The 12,766-nt window shown below is 65.1% G+C and carries 9 protein-coding genes; 2 read left to right on the top strand and 7 right to left on the bottom strand.

The features are described from left to right. Window position 1: 1 nt before the first annotated feature. The 6 genes from P6U25_RS08010 to P6U25_RS07985 all read right to left on the bottom strand — a co-directional run bounded on the left by P6U25_RS08010 (window position 2) and on the right by P6U25_RS07985 (window position 8,872). Window positions 2–1,411 (bottom strand): NAD(P)/FAD-dependent oxidoreductase, encoded by a 1,410-nt coding sequence (locus tag P6U25_RS08010; protein WP_407150960.1) that lies wholly within the window; start codon window positions 1,409–1,411, stop codon window positions 2–4. Beyond that, a complete protein-coding gene (locus P6U25_RS08005) occupies window positions 1,408–2,763 on the bottom strand; it encodes a radical SAM protein (protein ID WP_407150959.1) in 1,356 nt (451 codons plus the stop codon). The genes P6U25_RS08010 and P6U25_RS08005 overlap by 4 nt, the downstream gene beginning before the upstream one ends. Further along, on the bottom strand, window positions 2,760–4,505 hold the full coding sequence (locus P6U25_RS08000; protein WP_407150958.1) for a ferritin-like domain-containing protein: 1,746 nt from the start codon (window positions 4,503–4,505) through the stop codon (window positions 2,760–2,762). The genes P6U25_RS08005 and P6U25_RS08000 overlap by 4 nt, the downstream gene beginning before the upstream one ends. An 11-nt stretch (window positions 4,506–4,516) precedes the next feature. Continuing rightward, entirely contained in the window at window positions 4,517–6,166 is a 1,650-nt protein-coding gene (locus P6U25_RS07995) for a hypothetical protein (protein WP_407150957.1), read from the bottom strand. Window positions 6,167–6,190: 24 nt separating this feature from the next. Then, window positions 6,191–7,678, bottom strand: coding sequence for an FAD-binding oxidoreductase (locus P6U25_RS07990; protein ID WP_407150956.1), 1,488 nt, complete (start codon window positions 7,676–7,678; stop codon window positions 6,191–6,193). Window positions 7,679–7,993: 315 nt separating this feature from the next. After that, window positions 7,994–8,872: a DUF2066 domain-containing protein gene (locus P6U25_RS07985; RefSeq protein WP_407150955.1), complete on the bottom strand. Its 879-nt coding sequence runs from the start codon at window positions 8,870–8,872 to the stop codon at window positions 7,994–7,996. Window positions 8,873–9,066: 194 nt separating this feature from the next. On the opposite strand from P6U25_RS07985, the gene P6U25_RS07980 reads away from it, so the two are divergent. Then, the gene (locus tag P6U25_RS07980; protein WP_407150954.1) at window positions 9,067–10,080 is read left to right on the top strand and encodes an NAD(P)-dependent alcohol dehydrogenase; all 1,014 of its coding nucleotides are present in this window, start codon (window positions 9,067–9,069) and stop codon (window positions 10,078–10,080) included. Window positions 10,081–10,109: 29 nt separating this feature from the next. Here P6U25_RS07980 and P6U25_RS07975 read toward each other — a convergent pair whose 3' ends face one another. After that, window positions 10,110–10,883 carry an enoyl-CoA hydratase-related protein gene (locus tag P6U25_RS07975; RefSeq protein WP_407150953.1) on the bottom strand — a complete coding sequence of 258 codons (774 nt, stop codon included), beginning with the start codon at window positions 10,881–10,883 and terminating at the stop codon, window positions 10,110–10,112. Between the two features lie 102 nt (window positions 10,884–10,985). Between P6U25_RS07975 and P6U25_RS07970 the strand changes: the two genes are divergently transcribed. Continuing rightward, window positions 10,986–12,578 carry a gamma-glutamyltransferase gene (locus P6U25_RS07970; protein WP_407150952.1) on the top strand — a complete coding sequence of 531 codons (1,593 nt, stop codon included), beginning with the start codon at window positions 10,986–10,988 and terminating at the stop codon, window positions 12,576–12,578. Window positions 12,579–12,766: the final 188 nt, after the last annotated feature.

Genomic DNA, 12,766 nt, shown 5'->3' with positions numbered 1-12,766 from the left:
GTCATTCCGACGCCACAAGGATCCTGCGTTCGACCAACCATGACACCATGCGCTGCCCGCGCTCACGACTGGTGTCTCGCGCCAATTGATGCCCAAGCGCCTCGAGGCTGTCGCTCTGTGCCATCCGCTCAAGCAACGTCTCGACCGCGATGCCGTCGAGGTAGGCGAACGGACGGGCAAGCGCCGGATGATGCAGGCCCTTACGCAACGTAACCCGATCGCATTCGATGATTGGCACATCGGCAATGCGAACGTCGCGCGAGAGGCGCGCCCGTCCGGCGAACATTGGTGGCACCCGCAGCGGCATCGGCGCCGCCGATGCTTGCACCACGGCCGCGCGTTCGTGCCAGAAGCGAGCCGACGTCATGCCCGCCACCGCCGCATAGTGACGCGCCGCTGCTGCGCGATGCCGCTCAACCGTGTCCTTCCGGGAATCTCGATAGAAGGTCATCGCGGCCCGAGCGTCTTCCGGACGTGTGAGCATGGTGTGGACCACGATCGCGGCCTGAAGGCCGGAATTCATTGCGGCCTGAACGCCCTGCGACGACAACGGATCAAGCGAGAAGCTCGCTTCCCCGATCTTGATCGAATTCTCGGTTACGCAGATGGCGCTCTGATGCGGCGAGGCCTCGTGAAGCCGCACCCGACCTTCCATCCTGCCGCGCAGGCAATCCCGCAGCAGCGAAGACTCCGAAAGCCGCCCGCGATAGTCGGCTTCCAGGTCGTGACGGCGCCGGCCGTGAGATTGGTCTGCATCGACGAAGACCATCGCGCAAAACGCACCGTCAGGTCGTGGCGCGCCCCAGTACCAACACGTCGCTCCAGCTTCGACGTGATTGCGGCCGGGAGCGAATGATGTATCCCGCCAATTCCCCGACACCGCCACCGTTCGCGGGCCCGTCGGCTGATCCGTCTTGCGGATGTTGGAGTAGCGGCCCGCGGCGTCGACCAGAAACCGGGCCTCGATCACCATGCTGCCTTCGCCTGCCTCGACCGGGACGAGCCATCCCTCAGAACCCGCACGCGGAGCCTTCGCCCTTGCCGGCTGAAGGACGCGTGCGCCGGCCTTCCTCGCCGCATCCAGGAGGATTGCGTCGAAGCGTCCGCGCTCGACCATCAAACCGAAGCGACCGGGCGGCGGTGATACATCTTCATCCGTGTCACCAGCCCACCGCAGCACGGATTTCTCGACCCGCACGAATCCGGCTTGCGCGATCGCATCGCGGATCCCGAGGAGATCGAGGACAGTCCAGATCGACGGCGCCATCGCCTCGCCGATGTGCGGACGCGGGAACGCACTCCGCTCGATCACAACCACCTCGTGGCCGAGCCTCGCGAGCCGTGCCGCGAAGGCCGCTCCCGCCGGCCCGCCCCCGATCACGCAGACCTCGGCCGTTATCACGCGCGTCATGGCAGAGCCGGGGCATCGCCAGCAGCCCGGCTTTCGGGCGCCGTGGCACCACTGAAATAGTCAGGGCGAAGCACGGACAGCCTCACGTAAGCCTGCAGGCAGTACTCGAGCCAGCCCCTGATGAAATCGCAAGCCGGCCGTCCCCGGGCGATCACCTCGTGATGGCAGCCGCCGCCGCAGAGGTAGCGCGCCCAGCAGGAGCGGCACGGCTCCTGCCGATCGACCAGACGTTCCTCGAGCCACTGCCGCTGACGCACCCGGTCGACGCCCGTCTCGACGTGCCCCATCGCGCCGGCCTCGTCATCGACAAAGCGATGGCAGGCGAACATGTCGCCATCGGCCGACACGCCGAAATACCCCGCGCCCGCGCCGCAGGGATAGGGACGATGGGTACCGCGATGAATCTCGCGCAACGCGCTAACCATGTTGGCGAATGGATAGCGCTGCCCGAGCGCCGCGCGGCGTTCGAATTCCCGCCCGCAGGCGATCATCTGCGCGAGCAGGACCTGGAAATCGGATGCCGCAAGCTCGCTGTTGCCGGTCGGCGAGCGCAGCACGGGAGAGAACCCGACGCTGGTGAATCCCTGTTCGGCAAACCCGTCCAGGGTTTCGCGCAGATCGAGATTGTCCGGCGTCACCGTGACGCGCGCGGAAATCTGCATGCGACGCTGCATCGCGAGCAACGGCATCACATTCTCGATCGCCCGTTGATAGCTGCCGCGCCCGCTCTTGAACGGCCGCAACCGATCGTGTACCGCCCCGATGCCGTCGAGACTGACCGTCACGGCAAATCGATGCCGCTCGAAGAACGCGCCGTCATCCGGCCGCAGCAGCGTGCCGTTGGTCGTGATCGAGAATTTGGCGCTGGCGCCCTTCTCGCGCGCCAGCCGCGTGGCAAGCTCGGTCGCGTCACGGAGCACCTCGCGCGCTGCAAGCGGCTCGCCACCCAGGAACGAGATATGAAGCGTGTCCCCCCTCTCCGCATCGGCGAACAGCCGATGCACCGCCGTTTCCGCCGTGCGCCATGCCATTTCCTTGGCCTTGCCGCCGAACCCGCCCTCTTGCGCATAGCAGTAGGTGCAGCCGAGATTGCAGGCTTGCGCGACCGCGAGCGACAGCGACCGCAGCGGTGGATCGCGCGGCGCAGTCATCGGCCTCGCGAGCGGGCGCGACAGCCCCATCGCCTCGCGCACGGCGCCGGGACCCAGCCCGGCCGCGCGCAGCAGCTCTTCCCGGGTCTCCTCGTCGAGCGCGAACACCTGCGATGCGTCGGCCAACAGCGCGTGCGGCCCGAATTCGGTGTCGAACAGATGAACGTCGGGCGACGTGTCGGACAGGCTCGCCGTGATCATTGCTGTGGCCAGAAGGGAATGCCGATGCCGTCCGCTGCCAGCTTTTCACCGACCTGCAACAGCTCGTTCATTTTCAGCCGCGCGACATTGACCAGCGGCGCCCCTTCCGTCATCCCCCCGCGCGCGTAATCCATGTAGCCCTTGCCGAGGTCGCGCAGGATGTCCTGGTAGATTGCGAGCGCCGCAGCCGCTTGACCGGGCGTACCGATTTCGACCCGCCGCAGATATGGCAAGGCCGGTTCAGCGCCCTGATAGGCCTTGAGCGCCGTTTCCACCTCACGGAAGCGGCTGTAATGGTCGACGCCGTCGCTGTCGATCCGCTCGGCGAGCTCGATCGCATGGGCAGGATAGATCGGTGATCGCAACGTCGCGATCACCTTCGAGTAGGCTCCATCGAGGAAGCCGCTGGGACGTTCGATGTTGATGAAATCGTTCAGCGCGTCCGGTGTCAGGCGGCGCAACGCAGCGTCGCGCCAGCCGCCCTTCCCGTCGGGCAACTTCTTTGCCGGGCGCAAAACCGGCTGGTAGGACGCGATGAGACCGGCATCGTGCAGCATCCAGAGCAGCTCATTGACCCAGCGCAGGTGCTGCATTTCGCAGGTGGCGATGATCATCAGGCCGCCACGGATGAAAGTCACGTCGTCCTTCATCGTGCTCCAATGCGATCCCGCCGCCTCTTCTGAAGAGAGCAGCGAAAAGCGCGCATAGAGATATTCGAGCGCGAGCGCCATTTCCATTGGGCCGAGCTTGTCGCGTAATTCGCAGGCGAGCTCTTCCGGGCTCGCGAACGGATTGGCATGCCTTTCGCGCAGCGGGACATAAACCGAATCGATCTCCCGGTCGTGGAGCACGACGTTGAGGTTTTGCCACTCATGATTGATCTGGAAGTGGTCGAATTGGTACGGACGGTTCTTGGCGATAGTGTTCGCTGCTTCCGCCGAAACGTCGCGGGAGCGCTCGGCGCGCAGCCAGTCGACCCGCAGATTGGCCAGCAGCGGATTGGCCGCCTCACCGTTCGGCAGCGTCGGCTCTCCGGGATCGAGCTCCTGGAATACCGCGTCCGGATGATTGGAGGCCCAGTACATGCAGGCGCAGTCGCGAAAATCGTGCTGCCAGGGCGAGCAGAGGCTCTGCAGCAGTTCACCCGGCAGATAGGCGCCGCTGATCACGCCGGTGACGGGGTCGGTGAAGTGCCGCCGCCAGCCATCGAGAACGACCTCGGCGGCGTCGGCCGCACCGCGCCGTTTCAACCCGATCTTCAGCGCACCGGGCGCGAGCCCGCGCAGCAGTCGCCAGACGTAGAGACCGTCGAGCGGATAATCCGGATTATCGGGGTTGTGCAGCCGCATCGACAGGCGCTTGCCGCCTTGCTCGACCCATTCGAGATACCAGTCGGTGTGCGCGCCGAGCGTGCCGGCGGCCAGTTCGATATCGAGCAGCAGCCGTCTTGCGTCGGCGTTATCGGCCTGCAGTTCGGGATCGAACAGATAATCGACATATCTGAGCCACGCGCCGTAGCGCTGGGGCTCGTCATAAGGCGCGCTGTTGTCGTCGCGGCCGACGAATTCGAAGACCAGGCCCGGAAAGAACCGGCGGTCGAAATTGCGAACATCGAGCTCGAGACCCGGGTAGCAGTTGCCGACGGCATCCTCGAGCCGCGTCACGGCCGGATTGCCGGGCACCTGATAGGCGGCGCGGGCGGTGAGATTGCGCGGAAATATCTTCCCCGATCGCTTGTCCATGGTTGTTGTCCTCACGCCTTCCGCGGCGGGCCCGACGTTGCGTCAGTCGCCGCCTGCTCGGCAAGCAAGTCGATGAATCTCATCAGCGTATCGTAGTCACGCCAGGTCAGGGACAGCGCGTTCTCGTCGGAGTCGCGCATGAAGGGCGGCATGCGCATGTCATGAAGGCCATCGCGCGACACCCGGGAGTCGCGGAAGTTCGGATCGGGAATCTTCCCCGGCGCTTCCTCAAATTGGGCGAAGCGGCCATATGGCGGCCGGATCAATCGTTGGACATGTTCCTTGCGGGTGCGCAGGAAATCCCGCAACGTGATCAGGTCGGTGAGCGGCGCATGCGCCGCCATCGCAACAGCGGAATAGGGCAATGGCAGGAACGGGACGCCATCGCTCTGCTGCGCGACTTCATCGGAATCCAGCAGGATCGGCGTGAGGTCGACGTACGGCTTGTCGTCCTTTGTCATCATGCGCTTGTCGATCTGCGGCAGCCCGGGATAGTTCGGCGGCGGCGGATCGTTGATGTTGCTCTGGATCGCCTTGTAGCGCACCGCGTCGAGATTCATCAGGCCCGCAGTCTCGAAGACGCGTGCGAGCAGATCGGCAATCTCGGCGCTGGTCTCTTCGATCGTTTGCTCGGATACCTCGACCGGAGGCAGCTCGCGATCGGCGAGATCGGCGGCCAGCGACGCGAAGGGCCGCCGGTCTGGCGCGTAGTCCGGCACACCGGACAGCACCCTTGCGGTCGCGACGAAACGTGCGCCGGCGACGACGAGCTGCGCCGAGATGACGCCGTCGCAGGTGTCGTCGACCACGCCCCAGGAGCGCCAATCGCCGACATCGGCACCATCGTAAGAATCGCATGGCTGCGGATCGGTCTGCCCCGGCGCGTTCATGATGTAGGTCGACCACGGCGTGTTGGGGTTGAGTATGCGATTGCGCGCCGGCACGATTTCGTGGATCGCGCCGGGCAAGATCGCCGCGGCGATGATGTCGCCGGGCTGCCCCGGCGACGACGGACCCGCGATCGCATTGGGCGGTCCATAGACCTCGCCACGCGCCGGCGTGAAGCGGACGCGGACCTGCGACAGGTCGATGCCCATCGCCGTCGCCGGCGCCGGCTTGACGACCTGAAAGGCCCCGAGCGGTATCGGACGATCCGGATAGACCAACGGCTCCTGACCCGGCGTGTGCGGGCTGATGGCAAGCAGCGGCTTGCGCTCATGGTCGGTGCCACTGACCTCCAGCCGCGCGATATAGGAGCACGCCGGAGATCCGGTTCGCCGCTGCGCCTTGCAGTTGGCCACGGTCACGTTGAACTGCAGATTGTCTATCGACGTCCCCAATTGCGCCAGCCGCGCCGGCGTCGCTCTCTCCTCGCGGACCTCGCCGTCGTGCGACGATTGCACCCTCAGCCATAGCTCGAAGAACGGCGCCGCAGGTCGGAGCTGATCGCCGTCCTTGAACCTGATGACATTGGGAATATACGGCCGAAGCGAGCCGTCGGCGCCGACATCCAGCGTGACGGAGGGCTTGATGATCGTTTGATGGGCTCCGTGCGTCGAGACGTCAGTGTCCCATTCGAACGCTTCCAGCGGATTATCGCTCCCGCCGACCCGCGCGATCGCGATCGGAGGCAGGAAGTACATTTCGACGACGCGGTCCATCCATCCCTCCCCAATGCATCGAAGCTAGTCGCCGCGGGAATAGGGCTCGCGCACGATGGGCCCCGGCGTGGGCGGCACCAAAGGTGGCTTGCGGCCTCCACCCTTCATCGCGACGGCCTGTTGGTAATGGAAGAAGCCATCGGGGTCGTACTTGCGTTTGATCGCCACCAATGACGAGTCATAGTCGCCCCAATACGCCTTCGCGAAACCCTTCTGCTGGCGGCGCGGGTAGTTCTGATAGGAATGCCCGTTGCAGTAGGGCGCGTACATCTTCATGAAGTCGTCGAGGAACTGCTCGTAAGGAGCCTTTTCTTCCGGCGTGCGCCAGAACAGGCCGAAGAACGTGTTCATCAATACGTCGCGATGGATGAACGCGTTGGCGCCCTTGCGGACGCGGTTGATCTGGCCTCCATAAGGCTCGATCACGAACCAGCTCCACGGGCACGGCGATTGCGCGAAGCGGTTCATGATTTTGCGCCAGTCGTTGAGGCTCAATGGTCGCGAGACATAGGCGCTCTGCTTGTCCTCCATCACCGAGTTCGGCACGTCGGGGATCGGAAACGGCTTGTCGACGATGTAGCGATTCACCGCCAGGTAGGTGTCGACCATGTCGACCTGCAACTGAACGCCCTTGGTCGCCAGCAATGAGGACAACGCGGCCATCCCCTCCTCGCGGCTTCCATGATAGGTGCCGCGCATCAGCATGACGTTCTTGCCCTGCTGGGCGGTGACGATCACCATGTAACCGAGCTGATCCGCGGCGCCCTTGGTCATGTAGTTCTTTTGCAGCTCGACGAGCGCCGCGGGCGCGTGCTCTATCGGCCACAGCAGACCGAAGCCCCAGACCTTCCAGAGATCGTGCAACTGGTAGGTGGCCTGCAGCACCACGCCGAAATTGTTGCCGGTCCCGCCGCGAATGGCCCAGAACAGATCCTGGTTCACGGTTTCGCTGGCCAGCACGATGCTGCCATCCGCGAGCATGACGGTCGCATCGATCAGATTGTCGCAATTCATGCCGTATTCGCGGGAGGTGAAGCCATAGCCGCCGCCCTGCATGTAGCCCGCGATCGCCACATCCTCGCAGGCGCCGCCCGGCATGTGCAACCGGTATCCGTTGAGCACTGCATTGATATGGCCGAACGTGGCGCCCGCACCGATCACCGCCCGCTTGGCCGCCGCGTCTACGACGACGTAATTCATGCGGCTCAGATCGATCACCATGTCGCAGATGACCGAATAGCCAGCCGTACTGTGCCCGCCCGAGCGCGTGATCGCCCAGAATTTGTGACGCCGAGCAAATTTCAGGCAATGCCTGACGTCCTCGAACACCTCGCAATAGACGATCAGTTGTGGAAGGACCTGGAATTCCTGGCTAAAGACCTGCCGCGCGGCATGGTAATTGGGGTCGGTGGGCAGGACCACGGAGCCCTCAAGCTGCGATTGGAGCTCGGCGATCGCTTCAGGTGTCGGAATTGCCGATGCCGGCGAATGGGCCGCACGGAGGCCAGCCACTCTCGCCTCGCGATGCCTGAGCTTCGCACTCTTCCACATATCGCTGCCTAGCCGATCGTCTTGCTATCGGGACGTTCAGCTCGCGATGCCGTCTGGAAGGCTGATCTTGCGAATGGGGAAAACCCGCTGAAACAAACCGTCACAGTAACTAAACCTGGAGTTGCCATGAGTATAAATCACCGTCCCTGAAATATGCCGGATATCCAATGCCCGATCAGGCAATAAGTCAATCCGCTCACGGTTCTCGAACCGCTGAAATATTCCTGACACAATCGCACCGAGGGCAATTCGCGCGACTGACCAACTCTGCGACTTTCACCTGGACCGATTGTACGTCCCTGGATTACCGTTGCCCGACAAGGCCTGTGCAGCGCCACCAATCCCGCGACGAAAGGCCTCGTCGAAGGTCACGCCACGCATCTGCCACGTGTACGACTTGCCGTGCCAGTCGATCCGCCATTGCGTTGCCCAGCCGAGATCGTTGTCATTCCAGACCAGCCGTCCGACCAAAGCGGCTTCGCCGCCCTGCGACGCGACAACGGAGGTCAGTTTCTCTGACGGCACCTTATTGAGGCCGGCTGCGGTGATGTTCGATGCGGCGAGCGCGGCCGCGCTCGGCAGAACGAAACGCATCCCGCGCTTGTCCGCCGCGGCCGAAAGCGCGTCGCGCTGCAGGTCCGCCTGCGTGCCGTCGGCGGTGACGATGTAGTCCTTCGGGCCTTGCTGCATCTCGACGAAGACGCCGAGCATCGGCCGTTGCGCCTTCCACGGCTTCAGGCCCAACGTGGTCAGCAGGCCGTCGATCTTCTGCTCGTCAAATGTCACCGTCAGATCGAACGGGCGGTCGCGGGTGCCCTGTTCGTCGTGATGCGGCTTGCCGGCGTACTGGTCATGATAGCTGAAGTCGCTGACGAACTCCTTGGCCTTCGATTTGTACGCGGCGAGCCGTTTGTCGCCTGCGAGCGCCTGCTGGCCGGAGACCTTGATCAGCACGTCTTCCAGGCACGCGCCGAACCCAATGATCCGGTTTGGTTCGCCCTGGCCGGTGACGACGGTCTGCGCGCGGTAGAGATCATTGGCCACTTGCGCCCTCGCCCCGCCGCAAGTGATCAGGGCTGCAGCGACCATCGTCCAACCCATGCGACGCACGAGGATACCGATCAGATTCTGTCCCGTCTCAAGCAAGGCAGCCATGCTCACCTCCCGTGCGCTGAGTCCGCACAGATTGACCGCATTTCGCCACGGCGCCAATAGGTTCCGACATAGGCACCATGTTGCGCGGTGCGTTACACGCTATGGCCACGCCCGGCCGGCCTGACATATGCTCAGAGCACGCGGCGACGCAGCAAGCGCCGTCCGAGACAAGAGTCCGCTACGGGAGACGTCCTTTGAAGTGCTATGAGTTGCAAGGCCCAGGGGGCGTTGATGCGCTTGCGCTGGTCGATAAGCCGGTGCCGCAAGCCGGCCCCGGCGAGGTTCTGGTCCGGCTGAAGGCGGCGACGCTCAACTATCGCGACCTGCTGACGGTCAAGGGCGGCTACGGCTCGCGCCAGAAATTTCCGCTGGTGCCGGTCTCCGACGGCGCTGGAGTCGTCGAGGCGGTCGGCACCGGCGTGACGGCTTTCGCGCCCGGCGTCCGCGTCATCGGCAGCTTCTTCGAGGACTGGCTCGGCGGCGCACCGAGTGAGACGCGGATGCGCGCGGCGCTGGGCGGCAGCGTCGACGGCGTGCTGACCGAGTATCGGCTGTTTCCGGCACGTGCGCTGGTGCGCACGCCCGATCACCTGAGCGACATCGAGGCCGCGGCACTGCCATGCGCCGGCCTCACGGCCTGGAGCGCGGTGGTCAAGCTCGGCGACGTGAAGCCGGGACAGACGGTGCTCACCCAAGGCACCGGCGGCGTCTTCCTGTTCGCGCTGCAATTCGCCAAGATGTGCGGCGCCCGCGTCATCGCGACCTCCTCCAGCGATGCCAAGATCGCGCGGCTGAAGCAGCTCGGCGCCGACGTCACGCTGAACTACAAGGCGAGGCCCGACTGGGGCAAGAAGGCGCGCGAAGTGACCGGGCGCGGCGTCGATCTGGTCGTCGAGGTCGGCGGTGTCGGCACGCTGAACGAATCGATCCGCGCCACCAAGATCGGCGGCACCATCGCGTTCATCGGCGTGCTCGCCGGTCCCGCAACAACAGACACCCGGCTGCCGCTGATGGTAATGCAGCAGCAGCGGCTGCAGGGCGTCACGGTGGGCTCGGTCGAAGACCTGCAGGCGCTGTGCGACGGCATCAGCATGCACGGCGTCAAGCCTGTGATCGACAAGGTCTTCGCGTTCGACCAGGTGAGGGATGCGTTCGCGCATATGGCGAGCGGCGCGCATTTCGGCAAGGTCGCCATCGCGATCGGCTAGCGCGGTGGCGAAGATGCCGGCATCAAGACCTAACGTCCCGTGAACTGAGCCTTCCGCTTCTCGACGAAGGCCTTGCGGCCTTCCTGCGCATCGGCGCTCTCACGGATCACCATCTGCACCTCGAGCTCGCGACGGAACTGATCCGCATAGCTTGCGTGCTCGCTTGCCTCGAGCAACTGTCGCGTTGCGACCAGCGCCCGGGTCGGCCCGTCGGCGAGACGCCGCGCCAGCACCTTGGCTTCGTCGAGCAATCTTGCATCGTCGACCACCTCGCGCACCAATCCCCATTCCTTGGCGCGCTCGGCCGACAACGGCTCGTTCAGCAGCATCAGGTCGAGCGCGCGCTGGCGGCCGATCAGGCGTGGCAGCAGCCAGGTCGAGCCGAGATCGGGCACCAGGCCGATCCGGCTGAACACCTGGATGAAGCTCGCCGACCGACCTGCGAGGATCATGTCGCCGGACATCGCAAGGCTGAAGCCGCCGCCGGCCGCAACGCCATTGACCGCGACGACGACCGGCACGCGACATTCGCGCAAGGCCTGCAATGCCGGCCAATAATGCCTCATGACGCCGACATAGATATTGTCACCGAGCGACTGGAACGCTTTGAGGTTCTGCCCCGAGCAGAAGCCGCGGCCCTCCCCGGTCAGCACGAGTGCCCGCAGCTCGGCATCGCTGGTCATTTCGCCGATCGCTGTCGCGAGATCGCCGAGCAACACGGGCGTCATCGCGTTCAGGCTGGCGGGATCGTTGAGCGTCAGGATGCCGATACTGCCGTCCCGCTCGCGCTTCACTGCGGTCATTTTCCTCTCCCCGGAATTGCTTGTTGTTGCACTCACCGTGGCCTTGCTTGGCATGCTACGCTAACGTCATCCACCCGCAACAAGAACAGCGAAAACAGCGCCATGTCCGATCAGTTCTCCAACTCGCAAGTGATCCGCAAACCCGCCGTGACCTCGAAGGGCGGCATCGTCGCCGCGCAATCGCGCAAGGCGGCAGAGGTCGGCGCGGAGGTATTGGCAGCGGGCGGCGATTGCGTCGACGCTGTGATTGCAACCACCTTTGCGCTCGGCGTGGTGGAGCCTTGGATGAGCGGCGCCGGCGGTGGCGGCGCGATGGTGCTCTACCGGGCGCGCGAGAACCGCACCGAAGTGATCGACTACGGCATGCGCGCGCCCGACAGTCTGCGCATCGAGGACTATCCGCTGACCGGCTCGGGTGCCGCGTCCGATCTCTTCCCCTGGTCCCGCGTCAAGGACGACCGCAACCTGCACGGCCCCGGATCGATCGCGGTGCCCGGCGTGGTCGCGGGCATGGAAGAAGCGCATCGCCGCCACGCCAGGATGCCGTGGAAGGAGTTGCTGGCGCCGAGCGTGAAGCTCGCCGGCGAAGGCCTGCTAGTCGATTGGTGGACCACCGCGATGATAGCAAGCTCCGCCGCCGACCTGCGCCGCTATCCCGCCAGCGCCGCCGCCTATCTGCACGACGGCCTGCCCCCGAGCGCGCCATGGGGCATCAAGTCGGTGGTGCGGATGCCGCAGGACAGGCTGAAGGCGACGATGGCCCAGCTTGCCGCGGCCGGCCCGCGCGACTTCTACGAGGGCGATCTGGCGCGCAGCATCGCCGACGACATTCAGGCAGCCGGCGGCGCGCTGTCGGTGCGCGATCTCGCCGCCTTTCGCGCCCATCTGCGCGGGCCGCTGGCGATCCCCTATCGCGGCGGCACAGTCTACGCGACGCCGGAATTGACCGCGGGGCCCACCATGGCGCGCACGCTCGGCCTGCTGCAGAAGGCGTTCGAGCCCGGGCGCAGCGGCCCGGATGCCGCGGCTTACGCGGCCTATGCCGAGTCGTTGCAGGCGGCCTATCGCGAGCGGCTGAAGGACATGGGCGACGTCGACGGCCGCCGCTCGCTCGGCGCGGAGGCGATCGCTCCCTCCTGCACCACGCATTTCGCCGCGGTCGACCGCGACGGCAACATGGCAGCCGTGACGCAGACGCTGCTGTCGACCTTCGGTTCGAAATTCGTGACGCCGAACACCGGGCTCACCATGAACAACGGCATCATGTGGTTCGATCCGACGCCGGGCAATCCCAACTCGCTCGCCGGCGGCAAGCGCTGCCTGACCAACTACACGCCTGTGATCGCGCAGGCCGCCGATGGACGTCGCCTCGCCGCCGGCGCATCGGGCGGCCGCCGCATCCTGCCCGCGGTGTCGCAACTCCTGTCCTTCGTGATGGATTTCGGCATGGACCTCGACACCGCAATCCACCAGCCGCGGATCGACGCCAGCGAAGGCGCCGTCGTGATCGGCGATGTGCGGCTTCCGCAGACGGTGCGCGACACGCTACGCGGGCGCTTCTCCTATGAGGAGGCGCGCATCCAGACCTTGCCGATGAAGTTCGCCTGCCCGAGCGTCGTGCTGCGCGATGGTGCGACCAACAGCGGCGCTACCGAGACGTTCCAGCCCTGGGGCGATGCGGTGGCGGAGGCGTGAAGCGGTCAGAGCCATCATTGCTTTGTCGAGAAGCGCAAGCCGGCCCTTCCGGGCAAAGGTCTCACAGGACATGCCGAGCCAGTATCCGTGGTGGGCTCGTCGGATTGTATGACTTGAGGCCGCTGTCGACCCGATGGGACGTCACTGCGCCGGACTGACGTGCGGCTGGATTCCGATTCTCAAATCAA

The sequence above is a fragment of the Bradyrhizobium sp. ORS 86 genome, from assembly GCF_045571475.1.
Lineage (GTDB): Bacteria > Pseudomonadota > Alphaproteobacteria > Rhizobiales > Xanthobacteraceae > Bradyrhizobium.
Note: the sequence above shows the minus strand (reverse complement) of the source record. Positions and strands in the feature narration are given on the sequence as shown.

Bases quoted from the DNA above. Each gene is read 5' to 3' on its own strand.
- P6U25_RS07975 (WP_407150953.1), bottom strand. From the start codon at position 10,883: ATGACCGCAGTGAAGCGCGAGCGGGACGGCAGTATCGGCATCCTGACG.
- P6U25_RS08000 (WP_407150958.1), bottom strand. From the start codon at position 4,505: ATGGACAAGCGATCGGGGAAGATATTTCCGCGCAATCTCACCGCCCGC.
- P6U25_RS07985 (WP_407150955.1), bottom strand. From the start codon at position 8,872: ATGGCTGCCTTGCTTGAGACGGGACAGAATCTGATCGGTATCCTCGTG.
- P6U25_RS07970 (WP_407150952.1), top strand. From the start codon at position 10,986: ATGTCCGATCAGTTCTCCAACTCGCAAGTGATCCGCAAACCCGCCGTG.
- P6U25_RS07995 (WP_407150957.1), bottom strand. From the start codon at position 6,166: ATGGACCGCGTCGTCGAAATGTACTTCCTGCCTCCGATCGCGATCGCG.
- P6U25_RS08010 (WP_407150960.1), bottom strand. From the start codon at position 1,411: ATGACGCGCGTGATAACGGCCGAGGTCTGCGTGATCGGGGGCGGGCCG.
- P6U25_RS08005 (WP_407150959.1), bottom strand. From the start codon at position 2,763: ATGATCACGGCGAGCCTGTCCGACACGTCGCCCGACGTTCATCTGTTC.